This window comes from Desulfomicrobium aestuarii, assembly GCF_055385525.1.
On the sequence record NZ_AP042427.1, the window covers coordinates 272,048 to 286,282 of the forward strand.

10 protein-coding genes are annotated in these 14,235 nt (G+C 66.9%); 3 read left to right on the top strand and 7 right to left on the bottom strand.

Annotated elements, in window-relative coordinates:
* Window positions 1–27 precede the first annotated feature (27 nt).
* The 7 genes from recD to ACZ5AC_RS01300 are packed head-to-tail and all read right to left on the bottom strand — an operon-like array spanning window position 28 to window position 10,866.
* Window positions 28–1,812, bottom strand: a complete 1,785-nt coding sequence (gene recD / locus ACZ5AC_RS01270) for an exodeoxyribonuclease V subunit alpha (RefSeq protein WP_464249154.1) — start codon at window positions 1,810–1,812, stop codon at window positions 28–30.
* Entirely contained in the window at window positions 1,812–5,309 is a 3,498-nt protein-coding gene (recB, locus tag ACZ5AC_RS01275) for an exodeoxyribonuclease V subunit beta (RefSeq protein ID WP_464249155.1), read from the bottom strand. The genes recD and recB overlap by 1 nt, the downstream gene beginning before the upstream one ends.
* An 8-nt stretch (window positions 5,310–5,317) precedes the next feature.
* Window positions 5,318–8,512, bottom strand: a complete 3,195-nt coding sequence (recC, locus tag ACZ5AC_RS01280; protein ID WP_464249156.1) for an exodeoxyribonuclease V subunit gamma — start codon at window positions 8,510–8,512, stop codon at window positions 5,318–5,320.
* 4 nt (window positions 8,513–8,516) lie between these two features.
* Entirely contained in the window at window positions 8,517–9,071 is a 555-nt protein-coding gene (locus ACZ5AC_RS01285; RefSeq protein ID WP_464249157.1) for an HD domain-containing protein, read from the bottom strand.
* Window positions 9,072–9,130: 59 nt separating this feature from the next.
* Window positions 9,131–9,406 carry a mercury methylation ferredoxin HgcB gene (gene hgcB, locus ACZ5AC_RS01290; RefSeq protein WP_464249158.1) on the bottom strand — a complete coding sequence of 92 codons (276 nt, stop codon included), beginning with the start codon at window positions 9,404–9,406 and terminating at the stop codon, window positions 9,131–9,133.
* Window positions 9,403–10,581: a mercury methylation corrinoid protein HgcA gene (hgcA, locus tag ACZ5AC_RS01295; RefSeq protein WP_464249159.1), complete on the bottom strand. Its 1,179-nt coding sequence runs from the start codon at window positions 10,579–10,581 to the stop codon at window positions 9,403–9,405. The genes hgcB and hgcA overlap by 4 nt, the downstream gene beginning before the upstream one ends.
* 6 nt (window positions 10,582–10,587) lie before the next feature.
* Window positions 10,588–10,866, bottom strand: coding sequence for an ArsR/SmtB family transcription factor (locus ACZ5AC_RS01300; RefSeq protein WP_464249160.1), 279 nt, complete (start codon window positions 10,864–10,866; stop codon window positions 10,588–10,590).
* A 130-nt stretch (window positions 10,867–10,996) separates the two neighbouring features.
* Here ACZ5AC_RS01300 and ACZ5AC_RS01305 point away from each other — a divergent pair, with 130 nt between their 5' ends.
* The 3 genes from ACZ5AC_RS01305 (at window position 10,997) to pabB (ending at window position 14,200) form a co-directional block, all read left to right on the top strand.
* Window positions 10,997–11,842, top strand: coding sequence for a rhodanese-like domain-containing protein (locus tag ACZ5AC_RS01305; RefSeq protein ID WP_464249161.1), 846 nt, complete (start codon window positions 10,997–10,999; stop codon window positions 11,840–11,842).
* Window positions 11,843–12,180: 338 nt separating this feature from the next.
* Window positions 12,181–12,318 carry a hypothetical protein gene (locus ACZ5AC_RS01310; RefSeq protein WP_156902640.1) on the top strand — a complete coding sequence of 46 codons (138 nt, stop codon included), beginning with the start codon at window positions 12,181–12,183 and terminating at the stop codon, window positions 12,316–12,318.
* Window positions 12,319–12,472: 154 nt separating this feature from the next.
* Complete coding sequence (gene pabB / locus ACZ5AC_RS01315) at window positions 12,473–14,200, top strand: aminodeoxychorismate synthase component I (protein ID WP_464249162.1); 1,728 nt, start codon at window positions 12,473–12,475, stop codon at window positions 14,198–14,200.
* Window positions 14,201–14,235: the final 35 nt, after the last annotated feature.

A 14,235-nucleotide genomic window follows, 5' to 3' on the forward strand; every position in this document is an offset into this window, starting at 1 on the left:
GTTTAATTTTTCGTTTCATCTGATGTCCTATGCTGAAATATACGATTGGTTTAGATCGTGAAGGAGTCGACCGAGACCAGAATTTCTGGCAATGCTTTTGAGTGCAGCGCTGCCGAGTAGCGCCTGAGACCCGAACAAAGAAAATTTTATTTTCGCCCGGGTCAGCGCTGTGTAAACCAGTTCCCGCCCAAGTACGGGGCAAGGTTCTTCAGGCAGAATCAGTACGGTGTGCCCGAATTCCGAGCCCTGGCTCTTGTGAACGGTCATGGCGTAGCAGGTTTCATGTCTGGGCAGGCGGGCCGGGCTGAATGAGGTGAAGCCTTCAGGGGACGCAAAGAAGACGCGCAAGGCCTCGCCGACGTGCAGGGCGATGCCCGTGTCGCCGTTGAAGAGGCCCAGGTTGTAGTCGTTCTCAAGGATCATGACTGGGCGGCCTGGGTACCAGCCATCCCCTGCCGGCGCGCCAAGCGCCTCGCGGGCCAGGCGGTTCAATGCCTCGGTGCCTCGCGGGCCCTGGCGGACCGGCGACAGCAGGCGCAGGGCTCCGAACGTCTCGAAAGCGCGCGCCGGGTCCGTTTCCGTGCCCAGGCCCCTGAACGCCGCCCGCACAAGGGGGGCGAGTTCCGCGACCAGGGCCGCGTGCCCGGAACCCGTCTTCATTTCCAGATCGTCATGGGGCTGCGAAAGCTGTTCCGCCGCTTTCCCGGCCTCGCCGGCCACGATGCACGCGGCCAGGGCGGCGATGCCGCTGTCCGCGCCGAAACGCCAGCTTTTCCTCAGTTCCACCACATGGTCCGTCAGGGCCGAGACGCGGGAGGCCCCGGGCAGGCTTGCCCCTGCCTGGGCGGCGTCGGCTGTGAAGGCAGGCGAGAAGGCGTTGACGACGTCCTCGCGGCAGAGGTTGCCAAGCACCGCCCCGGCTTCCACCGAGGCGAGCTGGTTGCGGTCGCCCAGCAGCACCAGCCCGGCGTGTTCGGGCAGTGCCTCCAGCAGGCGGGCCGTCAGTTCGAGGTCCAACATGGACGCTTCGTCCACGACCAGCATGTCGAGTGGCAGGGGGTTGTCGCGGCCGTGGCGGAAGCCCCCGGCGCCCCAGCCAAGCAGGCGATGCACGGTCTGGGCACCCTGCGTCAGACATGCGTCGAGCTCCGGGGGCAGGCTTCCTCCCGGAAAGGCCGCGGCCAGGGCTTCGGACATGCGCGAAGCCGCCTTGCCCGTGGGCGCGGCCAGGCGGATGCGGAAGGGCGCGCCGGCGTGCATGCGGGCCGCCAGGGCCAGGATGCGGGCCACGGTCGTGGTCTTGCCGGTACCGGGTCCGCCCGAGATGACGCAAAAGCGGCTGCGCAGGGCCGCGAAGCAGGCCACGTCCTGCCAGTCGGTTTCTCCGCCTCGGGCCTTGAAAATGTCGGGCAGCAGGTCTGCCGGGATGTCCCGGGGCGGCGCGGCGGCCAGGCGCAGGAAGGCACGGGCCAGGGATTGCTCGTCGCGGAAGAAGCGGGCGAAGTACAGCCGCGCCCCGTCAAGGATGAGAGGCAGGTCGGAGTCGGGCGCGCCGATCACCCCCGTGTCCAGGCAGCCGTCCAATCCGTCCAGGCCCAGGGCGGCCAGCCGTTCCCGCACGCCCTCGTCGCCGAGGTGCAGGCAGACGTGCCCCTCGCGCACGGCCATGGAGACCAGGGCGGTCAGCCCCGCCGCGAGGTCTTCGTACCCGGGCCGGGCCAGGGAGGCGGCGAAGCGGGCCTGGTAGAGGTCGGCCGCGGTGAAGAGTTCGCTGGCAACGAGGCGGGGCAGGATGGCGGGGCTGGCGAACATCAGCGGTTCTCCATGTCGATGAGAGCCTTGTCCAATACGTCGAGGAAGCGCGGGTCAGGGCAGTCCTTATGCACGCCTTGGCCCCGTCGCTCCGGGTCCACGCCGCGCAGGAAGACATAGCGCACGCCTCCGAAGTGTTCCGCGTAGTCGAACTTTGGATTGCGCAGGGCCAGGTGGCGCTTCAGGGCCAGGCAGTAGAGGTGGTACTGCAGGAAGTAGTGGCTGCCGGCCATGGCGGCGTCCACGGCCTCGCGCGTGTAGTGGCCGGGAGTGGGGCCGAGCCAGTTGGATTTCCAATCGATGAGGTAATATTTGTCACCGCTGCGCACGACCAGGTCCATGAACCCGGTCATGAAGCCCCGGCGCGGCTCGAAGCGCAAGCTGCCCATGCGCTCCGGCAGGTCGGGCGGCAGAAGCCCGGCCGCGTCCCGGTACACGGCGGCCAGGGCCTCGCGGGTCACGGGGCGCAGGGGGAAGAGGAACTCCAGCTCGACCAGCTTGTCCTTCTGTTCGATGCCTTTCAATCGCAATCCATCGCCAAGATCAGCGTGCAGGACCCGCTTGACCATGTCCTGGACAGTTTGATGCCATTCCGGGGCAAAGCCGTAAGCGGCCAGCGCCTCGGCTACGGCGGCGGGAACGGTGCTCTCGTCCGCGAAATCTATACGCTCGAAAATCCTGTGCAGGCACGAGCCGGCGGCTGCGCCGCGCGGAAAATTCGCCATGGACCACTCGTCCGCGGCCTGGCCGGACGCATCGATCTCGTCCAGGCCTGGCCGCGCTCCGTGTTCCATGCCGCGTGTCAGGCCGGTGAAGCTGGCCAGCCCGAAGCCGGAGCCCAGGACACGGTCCCAGTTCCGGCATCGCAGCTCAGGGGCATGGGAGAACTGCGACGGTCCCGCCTCGGGCTCGGCGGCGGGCAGTTGCGCGACCTCGATGTCGCCACCCGCCAGTTCGAGCAGGTCCGCGCTAACCATCTCCTCATCGACGTCGTCCCAGTTTAGGGCGCTGTTTTCGCCGGCGCGGTGCCCGTGGAACAGCCATGCCGCGCCCGAGGTCTCGGCCTCGTTGATGCGTCCCCAGACCGCGTAGCAGCGGCATTTGGCGCGGGTCAGGGCCACGTACAGCAGGCGCACGCGCTCTGCCTGCGCCTCGGTCAGGGCCTGGCCTATGCGTCTTGGCAGCTCCTCCGTGCCCAAGTCGAGAAGCAACCCGCCTTCGTGGACCAGGGCCCGGTCCTCGGGGCATCTGGCCCGGCCAAAGATGAAGGGGCAGAAGACCACCGGGTATTGGAGCCCCTTGCTCTTGTGGATGGTCACGATCTGGACCGCGTCGCGATCCGTGTCCAGGCGCAGTTGGGACTCCTCGGTGCTGTCGGTGCCGAGCCGCCGGGCGAACCAGGTCAGCAGGGCATGCATGGACGCGCCCGACTCGCGTTCCCGGCTGTGGAGCAGCTCCAGGCAGTGCAGGACGTTGGTCATGCGCCGTTCGCCATCCGGCAGGGAGACAAGTCGCCCTCGCACATCGAGGTCTGCGAAGAGTCGGCGCGCGGCGGCCATGACGCCCCGGCGGTCCCACAGGTCCCGACAGGCGAGGAAACGTTCGAACCACGCCTCGAGTTTTCCACCGTCCTCATCGAGGAGCGCGAGATCCGGTGCCGTCAGGCCGATCATGGGTGTGGCCAGGGCCGTGCGCAGGGCCGCCGGGCGCTGGCATTCGGCCATGCCGCGCAGCACGGACAGCAGCTCCGCCGCCTCGGGGCTGGCGAAGACCGACGAGGTGTGGGTCACGACGCTCGGGATGCGAAGCGCGCCAAGGGCTTGGTGGATGGCCTCGCCCTGGGCGTGGGTCTCGACCAGGACGGCGATGTTCCCTGGCAGGAGCGGTGCGTCGCCGATGCGGATGCGCCCTTCAGTCGCGCCCCGTAGCAGGCGGCTGATCTCGGCGGCCACGGCCCGGCAGATGCGCGGCGCAAGGGCCCCCTTGGCCAGGGGCTTGTCCTCGCTTGTGACCTGCCAGAGGACCATGGGCGCGGGCGTATGCCCGTCTTCGCGGAAGCGGTCCCGCTCTTCGTCCGGGGCGCTCACGTGCTGATAGCCGATTTTCGGGTCCAGGAAGGGCCTTGGATTGTCAGGCCTGGAAAACAGGCGGTTCACGGCCGCGATGAGCTCCGGCGTGGAGCGGTAGTTGACGCCCAGTGTCATGCCGTGTTCGCAGTTGTCGGCTGCGGTAAGGTAGGTGTGAAGGTCCGCGCCCCGGAAGGAGTAGATGGCCTGCTTGGGGTCGCCGATGAGGAACAGGCTGTTGTCCCCGTCGCCGGTGGCGAAGAGGGTGCGGAATATGTCGTACTGCAGGCCGTCGGTGTCCTGGAACTCGTCGATGAGAGCGGCGCGGTACTGGGTCCGCGCCGCAGCGACCAGCTCGGGGCTGGCCAGGGCGGCGTGCATGTTCCGCAGCAGGTCGTCGAAACCCAGCACGTTGCGCCGCCGCTTGAGGTCATCCAGGCGCGCCGTCACGTCCGAGAGGAACGCATGGCGCAGATGGACCACGAAGGGTCCCATCACCTGTCGCAAGGTTTCGACACGGTCCAGGATGTCTTGAATCTCGTCGAACAGGCGGTGCTCCGGGGCAGTGAAGGCCTTTTTGGTCATGCCCCGCACGTAGGTCGAGGTCAGCTCGCTGAGGGCCTTGAGCTGCTCCTTGGCATCGAGCCTTGGGTCGTTCAGAAAGTTGCGCGCGGCTTTCAGGCGCTGATCCAGCTTCTGCGGCGAGAACTGGCGTGCATTGAAATTGTCCGTCCGGGCCAGCAGAAGCGTTCGGACTTCAGGGTCCATGACTGACCAGGAGGCCTTGAGCCTTTCGCATGCCTCCCGCACGGCCCGGTCCAGGGGCGTGGGGTCCGGCGCGGGACTGTCCGGCACGATGCGAATGCGCTGGGCCAGGAAGGGCAGACCGGACAGTTCCGTGAGATGGTCCGGGGTCAGCTGCGTGCGCACTCCCGTGCCGGTCAGGCCGCCAAGTGGCATGATGCGATTGCGCCAGAAATCCACGCAGACCTGGCGGCGCAGGTCCGAGATGTCCGTTTCGAGCTGGGTGTCGAAGAGAGCCGAGCACTCGAAGCCGTTGCGCCCGAGCATGCGCTGGCAGAAGCCGTGGATGGTGAAGATCTGGGCCAGGTCGAAGTTGCGCAGGGCGAGTTCCAGGCGTCGGGCGGCGTCGGTGCCGCCAAAGCGGGCCTGGAGGTCCCATTCCAGTTCTTCGTCGGCCACCAGGTCGCCGGCCAGCACCCCGGCCACGTCGGACAGTCGTTTGCGGATGCGTTCGCGCAGTTCCTCGGTGGCCGCGTCCGTGAAGGTCACCACCAGGATCTGGTCCACGGTCAGGTTCTTCTCCAGCAGCAGGCGCACGAAGAGGCCGGTCAGGGTGTAAGTCTTGCCGGTGCCGGCGCTGGCCTCGATGAGGGTCGTGCCGTCCAGGGGAGCTGTGCAGAGGTTCATGGGCTCCATCACTGGGCGCCTCCCAGAATGGGGCCGTAGATTTCCTCGGCCACGTCCGCGAAACGCTCCCAGTCCGGTTCGGCGTCGCGGAAGAGGAAGGCCAGGTGCGGGTCGTCGCGCTCGGGGCTGACCATGTAGCTGCCTTCCCACTGGCGCAGGGCCTGCATCAATGCCTCGGCGCGCTCCTTGGGCTTGCGGCCTTTGAAGCGGGCTTCGGCGAAGGCCAGGGAGGCCCGGGGGAAGAGAGGGATGGGGGCGCGCATTCCCTGCGTGTAGAGTCGCAGCAACCCTTCGAGGATGTTCCGGGCGTCCGGGGCCTCGGGTGCGGGGAAGCGGTCGTCGGTGCCGATGTGCATGGACTGGGCCGCATGGCCCGAGGCCGAGGCGGCCAGATGGCGGACCCACAGGCGGAGCATGTCCGAGCTTTTGGTCTTGGCCGGGCGGCAGGTCACGATGCGGTCGCCGTGGATGTCGAGGCGCCCTGTGAGCGTGACCCTGCCCAGTTGCAGCTTCAGGTCGATGCGCGCGGCCTTTTCGTCGCCGATGACGGCCCGTGCCTGGTCGGCCAAGGCGCGGACCTGGGAGCAGAGCTTGCGGCTCGCGTCGGTCCCGGCCTGGCCCGGAGGCAGGAGTTGCCAGGCCAGGAGCAGCCCCTCCAGATTGGCGGCGGGCTCGTCCAGGGCCGTACGCAGGAGATCCTGCAAGGGGCCGTAGGCTTCGAGACCAGTGGGCGCGGCCAGGGGTTCCTCGTCCAGAAAATCGTCCTCGCCTCTGCCTGGGTCGATGCGCAGGGCACGCAGCAGGTGGCGGCAGGGATGGGTCAGGAAGCGCGTCAGCTCTTCGATGTCGATCTCGATGTCCCGCTCCGTCCGTGCATCTTCGGGAGTATCGGTCGCGGGGAAGAATTGCCTGGACCGGTGCTCGGCATACAGCGCCAGCGCCGCGTCGCGGTTCTGGGCCGAGTAGGAGAAAAGGCGTGACCCTGCGCTGAAATAGTCCGGATGGAAGGCTTGCAGCTTGTGCTTGAAAACAAGGGCCTTTGAGGGCTGAAGACCGTCAACCGTACAGCCTTTGTCCAAGAAATCGAGCAGTTCCGAGACCAGAACCGACGGCGGTGCCTCGGTATTGTCGGATTGGGACAGGCCTGGGTAGGTCAGAATGAGGTTGTCGCGGGCCGAGATGATGCTCTCCAGGAACAGGTAGCGGTCGTCCTCGCGAAGGCTGCGGTCTCCTGGCCGCGGGCGGGCGGCCATGAGGTCGAAGCCCGGGGGCGTGTCCTGGCGCGGGAAGGCCGTGCTGGTCAGACCCGTAAGGCAGACCACTCGGAAGGGGATGGAGCGCATGGGTTTCAGCCCGCAGAAGGTCAGGCCCGAGGCCAGGAAGCCCGACTCGCCGCCGCTCTCGTCCAGGCGCTTGCGGATGAGGTAGAGCATGGTCCGCGCGTCGGCCTCGAAGTCGCCCATGTCGCCGGTCAGTTCGGTCACGGTCCGGCGGATGGCCAGCAGATGCTCGGCGTGGGCGGGGTCCTGGGGGAAGAAGGCGTCCAGAATCCACAGCAGACAGTCCCGCCAGTCGAAAGGCGTGCGCGTGTGATGCAGCCTGGACCACAGGGTGGCGAGTTCGTCGATCCAGGCGGTCACGCGGCCCAGCAGCTCCTGCTCGGCCGAGCCACGCAGCGCCAGGGGAGCGATGCCGTGCAGCGGGTTCGCCTCGCCGGTCATGTATCCGAGGTACAGGCGGGACAGGCCGCTCTCCCACGTGTTCTGGCCGAAATCACCCAGCCCCGCATTCCTGCGGAAATTCCGATCAAGCCCCCAACGCACACCGGATGCGCGCACCCACTCCAACGATCGCTGCGTATCGGACGCATCCATGTTCAGTCGTTGCCGCACAGGCGGGGCTTCGAGCAGGGCGCAGACCCGCGAGGTTTCGAAGCGGTGCTGTCCGAACTCAAGCAACTCCAGAAAGAGGCGGATGGTTTCGGCGGCCTTGGTCGGCTTGCGGTCGGAGATGGAGAAGGGGAGGTCTGTTTCTCCCGTGGTCCCGAAAACGGCCTGGATGACCGGCGCGTAGGCCTCGATGTCCGGGTTCATGACCAGGATGTCCTGCGACGAGAGGGACGTGTCCTTGGCCAGGAGGTCGAGGATCAGATCCTTTAAGACCTCCATCTCGCGCAAGGGACTGTGGCAACAGTGGACCTGGATGGAGGTGTCTGAGAAGTCCGTCTTTTCCTTGCGAACATCCAGATCAAGAAGATCGGCCTGGAGTTGTCCGAGCATGGTGCCCGCGTCTGGTTCCTCGTACAGCCCTGTTTCCACCGCGTCCCGGTCCATCAGCAGTTCCAGAAAGTCTTTCCCGACCGCGCCAAGACCCGCCAGCGGCATTGCGTCCTCGGGTCGTTCCGGGGAGGCGTGTTCTCCTGCGCGGTAGGCGCGCCGTCGTTCCCGATGAGTCAGAAGATCGCCCCAATACTTTCGGCAGGGGCTGAGCAAAAAGACGTGCACCTGGCTGTGCCTGGACAGGGCTTTCAAAAGATCGAGATAGACCGGCGGCAGGGTCGGGATGCCGAAGACGCAGACGCGGGTGGGGAGTTCCGGCAGGGACGAGCTTTTTTCCAGCTTGGCGATGGCCCGTTGCAGCAGCGCCGCGCGATGCTCCCCGCCCATGTCCCGGATCAGTTCCCGCCAAAGTCTGGCCTGCCAGGCTTCGCTGGCGACGTGACCGGGCAGGAGGAAGTTTCCGCTCGGTTCGCGGTTTTCCCAGCGTGCGGCCCACTGGGGGCGGAAGATGAGGTACTGGTCGAAATGATAGGCGATGCGCTCGGCCAGTTGCACGGACTTGAGCTCCGAGTCATCGCGTACGTAGCGCGCCAAGGGCGCGAACTCCGGCTCGTCCAGCAGGCCGCGCAGCAGGTGCGTGATGCGCCACAGCATGCGCTCCTTGCTGAGCGGGTATTCGGGGGGGAGGTCGGCCCGCAGTTCCCGGCAGAGCTCGTAGGCGAAGGCCACGGGGAAGGGGAAGCGCACGCCCGCGCAGACCCCGTGACGGCGGGCCAACTGCATGGAAACCCAGCGCTGCATGCCGCCGGACTGGACCAGGATGGTCTCCGGCTTCATGGGGTCAAGCGCTGTCTTCAGAACCTCCGCGAGCAGGTCCGCCAGATTTTCCAGGCGGTTGGATGCGTGCAGCAGGAAGCCTTCCATGGGGTCAGGACGCCGCCAGCCCCACTTCGCCTTCGATGCCCGTGATGGCCCCTATGGCCAAGGTCAGGAAGTCGCCCAGCTCCAGGCCGATCTTTTCGCATTCCTTGATCGTCTCGCGGCAGACCGAGGCGGCGAAGGCCTTGTCCTTCATTTTTTTCTTCAGGCTCTTGCCCTCCATGCCCTGCATGCGCGTGGGGCGGACGAGGGCGGCGGTGTGGATGAGGCCGGTCACGGTCTCGCCGCAGCGCAGGGCGAAATCGAAGGGGGTTTCGGGCAGGTTGCCGTTCATCTCGTTGTGGCGGGCGATGGCCTGCACGGCGTCGTCCGGCAGCTTCCCGGCCAGGGTTTCGGCGGTCAGCAGGCCGTGCTTTTCGGGGGTGTCCTTGGTCTGGGGGTAGTCGAGGTCGTGCAGCAGTCCGGCCAGGCCCCAGGTTTCTGGGTCGTGGCCGAGGCGGGCGGCCAGGGCGCGCATGACGGCTTCGGTCTCCAGGGCGTGGACATAGAGATGGTCGGGGGCGCTGGCCTTGAGCATGGCCAGGGCTTCGGTGCGGTCGAGCATGATTCCTCCGTGGTTTGGAAGGCAGAGAATTCCTGCATTTCCGCGCCGCGGTCAAGGATTCAGCAGCACGAAGTCCCGCGCTTGCCCGGCAGCCAGGTCTGGATGATGTACTGGGCGCAGCCCACGCCGGGCGTGACCGTGATGGCCGAAGTGGGGCAGTTCAGGGCGCAGGCACCGCACTCCATGCAGGCCTCGCGGTCCAGGACCGCGGCCTTGCCGTCCTGCACGGCGAAGATGCGGTGCGGGCAGACCGTGGCGCACAGGCCGCAGCCCACGCATTTTTCGCGGTCATAGGCCAGGGTGGCCACGTTTTCGAGATGGCGGTAGCGTTTCATGCCGAACCTCCGCTGAAGTTGCCGGCCACGAACAGGATCGCGGCCAGGAGAGTGCAGGCCGCCAGGACCGGGATGGCCCGGCGCATTTCCTTCTCCACGCCCGAGGGCGAGGTGTAGGGCGTGGAACCGGTGAAGTTGAGGCTCAGCCAGGACGACAGGGCGACGGTCCAAAGCCCCGCCCCGGCCAGTGTCTGCCAGGCGGCGAGTGGGAAGAAGAGGGGCAGGGTCAGGGCGCCGGCCAGGCCGAGGCCGGCTCCGCCAAGGGAAAAGACGCGCGGCAGCCTCGGCAGCAGAAGCGGGAACAGGACCGAGCCGCAGAAAAGGCCCAGGAGGGTGCCTCCCGCCGCCACCATCCAGCGGCTCCAGATGGCGGCGAGGGAGAATCCGTGCCCCATGAGGCTCAGGAGCGCCGCCACGGCGAAGGCGCCCAGGAGGGGCTTCCATCCCAGCACCAGCTCCACGGGGATGACGGCGGCTCGTTCTCTGAGGGAGAAGGTCACCTCGCGCATGGCCTCGTCGATGCCGTGGTCGAGGTAGCGGGGCAGGTCCTCGGCCCGGACGGGCCCGAACACGGCCTCGAACCCGCAGGCCTTGCGCAGGTCGCGGGCCCGCACCCCGTTGGCCCCGAGCTGGGGCAGGATCAGGCGGCGGTGTGACACGACGCGCTCAAGCCCCGTCTTTTTGACCTGCTCGCTGACCCCGGCCGCGCTGAAGGTGCCCTTGCCGCCCGCGCACCAGACGTTGATGCCGCGCGTGTCGACCACCAGCAGCCAGACGTCGCGCCCGGCCAGGGCGAAGCGGACCGTGTCGAAGGTCAGCTTGTAGTTGGCCGTGACGACCACCGGGGAGTCGGGGCCGGGAGCGCCGACGGCGTAGAGGCCGGGGTTGACGGTGTAGTGGTTGCGGTCAAGGCCCAGCCGGGCGCGGCAGGTCCCGAGCCGGTCCAGCGCCGTGGGGCCGGTCCGCAGGCGCGGGACGCGCCCTGCGGCGGTGGGCGTGAAGGCTTCGACGTAGTGTTCGATGCGGTATCCCGGAAGGTCGTCCACCCCTGCACCAGGGGCCGGCGGCGGGCCTCAGCACGCCCCCGATGCCGGGGAGGGAGAGGCCGCGTCAGGGGCGCACGGGCCTGAGCACGGGCCGGAAGGGGCCATGGGAAAGGGCTGCAAGGGTTCCATAGTGTCCTAGAGTGCGGTGACGAGGTTTTTGAGTTCGGCCAGCCGCTCCTTGTCCGCACAGTAGCAGATCCGCGGGCCTTCGATCTCCCCGCGGATGAGCCCCGCTTCCTTGAGTTGCTTGAGATGCTGGCTGACCGTGGACTGGGCCAGGGGCAGGATGCTGACGATCTCGCCGCAGATGCAGCGGTCGACCTGCAGCAGATGCCTGAGGATGGCCACCCTGGCGGGGTGCCCCAGGGCTTTGCAGAGGGAGGCGAGGGCGTCGTCGTTCCTGTCCTGGCTCATGATCGGCTCCAATTGTAAATCGTATTTCGTAAAAATACGATAAGCCTTGTTTTGAGTCAATCCCTCACCGCGTATTGAATTTTCCCCCATCCGGGGGCATTATGTGCAGACAAATTTTCGAGGAGGCACCATGCGCTGGAAACAATTCTTCACCCCGGTTCAGTCCATGAACCCGGACGAGGCCCGGGCCTATCTGTCCGACAAGACCCTGCAGGAAGTGACCATTCTCGACGTGCGCCAGGCCGGCGAGTACGAGGAGGGGCACATCCCCGGCGCCAAGCTCATCCCCATGGCCGTGCTGACGGATTCCCTGCACGAGATCGACCGCTCCAAGCCGGTGCTCGTCTACTGCGCCATCGGCGGCCGCAGCCGCATCGCCGCCCAGACCCTGGCCGGCAAGGGTTTTGACCAGGTCATCAACCTCTCGGGCGGTTTCAAGGCCTGGACCGGCCAGAGGGCCTTCGGTCCCGAGGAGGAAGGCGTCGACCTGTTCACCGAACTGGACAGCCCTGAGCAGATCCTGGCCACGGCCTATTCCCTGGAGGACGGGCTGCGCGACTTCTACCTGCGCATGCTGGAGCGGGCCTACGACGAGAAGATCAAGAGCGTCTTCAGGCTGCTGGCCGACATCGAGATCAAGCACAAGGACCGGCTGTTCGAGGAGTACACCCGCCTGACGGGCAAGGACGACCGCGGGGCCTTCGAGTGCTCCTTCGTCACCCCGCTCATGGAGGGGGGCATGACCACCCAGGAATACCTGGAGCGCTTCAAGCCCGACATGGACAGTCCCGTGGACGTCGTGTCCATGGCCATGTCCATAGAGGCCCAGGCCTTGGATCTCTACATGCGTTCGGCAGAATGGGTCTCGAACGAAGAGAACCGCGCCATCCTGGAGCAGATCGCCGGCGAGGAGAAGAGCCATCTGGCTCGTCTCGGCCAGATGTTGGACGAAATGCACGCCGCCGGCAAATCCTGACCGTTTCCTGTTTCCGAAACGGCGCAGATCAAGGCCCGTGTCGAAGTCGTACCGACTTTGCGCGGGCCTTTCCGCTTCGCGTGGCAACGCGGCCCAGGGCCTGCGGAGTGGGGCCATGGGAGAGGATACGTATTGTGTGGGAGGAAATTTGCGCATTGTGTACGGTCTTTGCGCGCGTATTTCGGATCAAAACTCTCATCATTCACCACCTCCGAATCAATATCCATGGAGAACGGACGGTTGCCCGACACCTTGCGCCCAGGCACGCCCCTTGCTGAACGGACGTCAACGCGGCGGCCATGTGGCCGCTTGCCAGCTGACTTTCGGGGGTGCGTGTCATGAAGCAGATCTGTTACCTTTTCTGGATTGCCGGGATGGCGACTCTTGTTGCTTATGGCTGGAGCGATAATATCCTCAATCAGGTTTCCGAGGTGGTCCGATTCATGGGGCGGCTTGTGGCCTTCATGATGGTCTAACCCTCCTCCTCTCGCGTATCCGCGGCCGGAAGGAACTGGCACCCTTCCGGCCGCGGGGTTTTCCATCACGTCTTTTCCTCCCTCCGGGACGTTCTTCCGCACCATCCTGCCTGCGCGCTGTTGCGCTCGCGCACGGCCCGTTATAGTCCACGGCATGCCTGCCGTCGTCTTTTCCCCCGATATTGCGTCCTGGGTGCGCTACGAGCGGCCCGCGGCCGTATTCGAGGCACATCGCCATGACGAGGTTCCCGGCATTCTGGCGCACCTCGAGGACGAAGTGGAGCGGACGGGCCTGCACGCGGTCGGGTTTCTGGCCTACGAGGCCGGGCGCGCCTTTGATGCGGCCATGCCAGCCGCGGCCTGCGCGCCCTTCCCGCTGGCCTGGTTCGGGCTCTACGGGCCACCCCGGCCCGTTCTCCTCGACGCCTCCGCGAGCGCTCCCGCCCCGGCCTGGACGCCCGAACTGGACGAACCCTCCCACGCCGCGGCGCTGGCCCGCATCCGCGAACATCTGGCCGGCGGCGAAACCTATCAGGTCAACTTCACGCACCGCCTGCGCGCACCCTTCGACGGGGACCCCTGGTCCCTTTTCTGCCGCCTGGCAGCCCGCCAGCCCTCGCCGCACTGCGCCTATGTCGATGTCGGGGATTTCGTCGTATGCTGCGCCTCCCCTGAAATGTTTTTCGAACGGGAAGGCGAGACGGTCCGTTCACGGCCCATGAAGGGCACCGCGCCTCGCGGCCGCTGGACTGGCGAGGACCGGGCCGTGGCCGAGGGGCTCGTCCGATCGGAAAAGGAGCGGGCCGAGAACGTCATGATCGTGGACATGGTGCGCAACGACCTCGGCCGGGTCTGCCGCCCGGGCAGCGTCCGGGTGCCCGAGCTGTTCCGGGCCGAGCGCTACCCGACCCTGTGGCAGCTGACCTCCCTGGTCGAAGGAAAGACAACCAGGCCCACGGCCGAGGTCATGGCCGCCCTGTTCCCGGCCGCGTCCATCACCGGCGCGCCCAAGGTCCGCACCATGCACCTCATCGACGAGCTCGAGATCTCGCCGCGGCGCATCTACACCGGCACCATCGGCGTCATGCTGCCGGGGCGGCGGGCCCGTTTCAACGTGGCCATCCGCACGGTCCTCGTGGACCGGAAGGCCGGGACGGCGGAGTACGGCGTGGGCGGGGGCATCGTCTGGGATTCGGCCCCGCGCGCCGAATACCGCGAAACTCTGCTCAAGGCTCGGGTGCTGGATACGCCGGCGCCGGAGTTTTCGCTTCTGGAGACCATGCGCTGGCGCCGGAAAACCGGGGTGTTCCTTCTCGAGGAGCATCTGACTCGGGTCGCGGAGAGTGCGGAGTATTTCGGTTACAGGCTGGATGTCGAAGGCCTGCGGGCGGAAATCGAGGCTGCGGTCCGGGAGGCGGACGGCCTGGGCGGCGTGCTGCGGCTGACGGTCGACGCGGGCGGGTCGGTCGGGCTGGAGCGGCGGCCCCTGCCTGCGCCCGGGCCCTGCCGTGTAGCCCTGGCACCCACGCCCGTCGATTCGCGCGACCCGTTCCTCTATCACAAGACCACGCGACGCGATGTCTATGAGCGGGCCCGTGCGGAGGTCCCTGGGGTGGACGACGTGCTGCTCGTCAACGTGCGGGGGGATGTCACGGAATCGACCATCGCCAATCTGGTGGTCGAACTGGACGGTGAACTGCTGACGCCGCCCCTCGAGAGCGGCCTGCTGCCGGGCACCCTGCGGGCCGCGTTGCTGCGGGCGGGGCGCATCCGGGAGCGGGCCGTGCACGTGCGGGAACTGTCCAGGTGCACGCGGATGTGGCTGATCAATTCCGTGCGGGGATGGCGCCGGGCTACCCTCGCCGAGCGGGACGGATTCTAGCGGGCCGCCCCAAGACGGCGATCCGCTGCGTCAGC

Coding starts and splice junctions, on each gene's coding strand:
- ACZ5AC_RS01310 (WP_156902640.1), top strand. CDS start 12,181: ATGAAGCAGATCTGTTACCTTTTCTGGATTGCCGGGATGGCGACTCTT.
- recB (WP_464249155.1), bottom strand. CDS start 5,309: ATGAACCTCTGCACAGCTCCCCTGGACGGCACGACCCTCATCGAGGCC.
- ACZ5AC_RS01285 (WP_464249157.1), bottom strand. CDS start 9,071: ATGCTCGACCGCACCGAAGCCCTGGCCATGCTCAAGGCCAGCGCCCCC.
- ACZ5AC_RS01300 (WP_464249160.1), bottom strand. CDS start 10,866: ATGAGCCAGGACAGGAACGACGACGCCCTCGCCTCCCTCTGCAAAGCC.
- recC (WP_464249156.1), bottom strand. CDS start 8,512: ATGGAAGGCTTCCTGCTGCACGCATCCAACCGCCTGGAAAATCTGGCG.
- ACZ5AC_RS01305 (WP_464249161.1), top strand. CDS start 10,997: ATGCGCTGGAAACAATTCTTCACCCCGGTTCAGTCCATGAACCCGGAC.
- recD (WP_464249154.1), bottom strand. CDS start 1,812: ATGTTCGCCAGCCCCGCCATCCTGCCCCGCCTCGTTGCCAGCGAACTC.
- hgcB (WP_464249158.1), bottom strand. CDS start 9,406: ATGAAACGCTACCGCCATCTCGAAAACGTGGCCACCCTGGCCTATGAC.
- pabB (WP_464249162.1), top strand. CDS start 12,473: ATGCCTGCCGTCGTCTTTTCCCCCGATATTGCGTCCTGGGTGCGCTAC.